The 2,542-nt window shown below is 72.3% G+C and carries 1 protein-coding gene, 1 tRNA gene and 2 pseudogenes; 3 read left to right on the plus strand and 1 reads right to left on the minus strand.

Going from position 1 to position 2,542, the window contains the following annotated elements:
• The 3 genes and pseudogenes from PROKR_RS02315 to PROKR_RS02325 form a co-directional block, all read left to right on the plus strand.
• Positions 1–739 (plus strand): annotated as a pseudogene (locus PROKR_RS02315) (hypothetical protein); the annotation flags it as partial.
• A gap of 121 nt (positions 740–860) precedes the next feature.
• Complete coding sequence (locus tag PROKR_RS02320; RefSeq protein ID WP_036959309.1) at positions 861–1,703, plus strand: DsbA family protein; 843 nt, start codon at positions 861–863, stop codon at positions 1,701–1,703.
• A 134-nt stretch (positions 1,704–1,837) separates the two neighbouring features.
• Positions 1,838–1,913, plus strand: a tRNA-Thr gene (locus PROKR_RS02325).
• A gap of 50 nt (positions 1,914–1,963) precedes the next feature.
• Here PROKR_RS02325 and PROKR_RS02330 read toward each other — a convergent pair.
• Positions 1,964–2,542, minus strand: a pseudogene (locus PROKR_RS02330) (MFS transporter); the annotation flags it as partial.

The raw sequence follows: 2,542 nt of genomic DNA on the forward strand, positions 1-2,542 counted from the left end.
CCTGGCGCAGGCTCCCAGGGGCCGGTCGGTCACGGGGCGGGCCGTGGGCTCGCCCGGGCCTGGTGCGCTGCCGGCGCCGTCCCTCGTCCCGGAGCAGGCCGGCCTCGCGCGGGTCACCGGCTACCGGACGTTGTTCCTCACCATCACCCTCGCGCTCGTGACGCTCGCCGCCACGCGGCCCGGCATCGCCGTCATCGTGTTCGTCCTGCTCCTGATCGTGACCCGCCTGGCCGGCATCGCGGTCGAGGAGTTCCGCGGCCGCCGGGAGCGGCGCGGGCCGAGCCGTGCCGACGCGCTGGTGGCGACGCTGCTCTCCCCGTGGCACCTGGTGCGTGCCGTGTTCGGCGTGCTGCCCGCCGCGGCCGTCGGCCTCTGCGCCGGGGTGATCGTGGTGCTGCTGGGGCTCATGCTGTTCGCGCCCGGCAACGTGATCATCGCCCCCATCCCGACGGTCGAGGCCAGGTCGGTGGGCGGTATGAACCAGCCCGTCGTCGACAGCCTGGTGCTCGGTGTCGCGATGCTGGTCACGGTGGTCGTGACGTGGTGGGGTCCCGCGTCGTACGGGACGCGGGTCGGGGCCGGGCCGCTGCTGCGCCGGATCGCCCCGACAAAGGGCACGAAGACCATCGTCACGCTGGTCGTGCTGGCGCTCGCGCTGCTCGCCGCGGTGCCCCTGTTCGGCAGCCCGGTGGACGTCCACTGGTGGCCGCTGGGCGACCGGCCCGCCGTCACCTGGTGACCGCCGGGCCGGGTGTCCGGATCGTACAGAAACGTTCAGCAGTCTCCCAGCGGACGCTAGTAGGCTGGGTGAAGGCGCGTGTCGCGCCTCGCCCCATTGGCCCGCATCTCGAAGGACCCCGATGTCGACGAATCAGACCAAGGCACAGCGCCGAGACGCGGCCCGTGCCGAGGCCCTTGCACTCCAGAAGAAGCAGCAGGCGAGCGAGAAGCGCAACCGTGTGATCGTGCTGAGCGTGCTCGCTCTCGCGGTCATCGGCCTGGTCGTGGCGGTCGTGCTGATCCTCACCGAGGGCCAGAAGACGCCGATGGAGAAGGTCGACAACGTCCCCGCGGGCGTGGTCCAGGACTCCGGTATCCCGGTGGGCGCCGACGGCGCAGCGGGCACCACGAACGAGGGTGCGAAGACGCTCGACGTCTACGTCGACTACATGTGCCCCATCTGCGGCCAGTTCGAGCAGACCAACAGCGCCAGCATCGCCGAGATGCGGGAGGCCGGTGACATCACGCTCGTCGTGCACCCGGTCTCCATCCTCGACCGCGCGTCGCAGGGCACCGAGTACTCGACACGTGCCGCGTCCGCCTCGGCATGGGTGGCCGACAAGGCGCCCGAGCAGTTCTCCGCGTTCCACGACGCGCTCTTCGCCAGCCAGCCGGCCGAGAACACCGCCGGCCTGTCCGACGAGCAGATCGCCCAGATCGCCGAGCAGGCCGGCGTGCCGGCCGACGTCGCCGCGGGCATCACCGACGGCGAGGCGAAGGACACCTTCGAGGAGTGGGTCGCCGCCTCCACCGACGCCGCGACGAGCGACGAGGCGCTGTTCAACGCGCAGGGCAGCTTCGGTACCCCGACCGTGCTGATCGACGGCGAGCGGTTCGAGGGCTGGCAGGCGCCGGGCGCGCTGTCCGCGGCCATCACGGGTGAGGAGCCGAGCTCCGAGCCCTCGGCGTCGCCGTCCGAGTAAGTACTCCGGTAGGACGACGGCGGGGTCCCGGGCTGCGGTCCAGGGCCCCGCCGCCTGTGTCCTGGGCGTTCCGCCGACCCGCTGGCCGGGGACTCGGCTGACGGCGGCAGGAACGGTTAGGCTGTTCCCCGCCCGCCGCCTTAGCTCAGCTGGTAGAGCTCCCGCCTTGTAAGCGGAAGGTCGTCGGTTCGAACCCGACAGGCGGCTCCAGAGGCCCGGGATCCGAGTGATCCCGGGCCTCCGTGCTGTCAGGCGAACCGTCAGACGAACCGGCTCCGGCCGGCGAGCGCGCCGAAGACCATCTGGGCCACCAGTACCGCCAGCAGCATGGCCAGCGGGACGAACCAGCTGCCCGTGAGGTCGTGCAGCAGGCCGAACAGGAACGGCCCGAGCGCGGCGAAGAGGTACCCGAAGCCCTGCGCCATGCCGGACAGGCGGGCGGTGTCGGCGCCGGTCCGGGCGCGCAGCGCGATCACGGTCAGGGCGAGGGAGAACACGCTCATTCCCAGGCCGGCCAGCAGGCTCCACAGCAGTGGTGACCAGGCGGGGGCCAGCATCAGCCCGGCCGTCCCGGCCACGCCCAGGACGCTGAGCGCGATGATCCACCCACCCTGCCCGCGCCCGCGCGCGGCCAGCGGGGCGACGAACAGGCTGATCGGCACGGCGACCAGCGAGACCAGGCCCATCAGCAGCCCGGCCTCGGAGCGGGGCACACCGGCGTCCATCAGGACCTGGGGGAACCAGCCCATGGCCGCGTACGCGTAGAACCCCTGGAGGCCGAAGAAGCCGGTGACGATCCAGGCCAGACGGTTGCGCAGCAGCGAGCGGCCGCCGTCGGC

It is taken from the genome of Promicromonospora kroppenstedtii DSM 19349 (assembly GCF_000515355.1).
Lineage (GTDB): Bacteria > Actinomycetota > Actinomycetes > Actinomycetales > Cellulomonadaceae > Promicromonospora > Promicromonospora kroppenstedtii.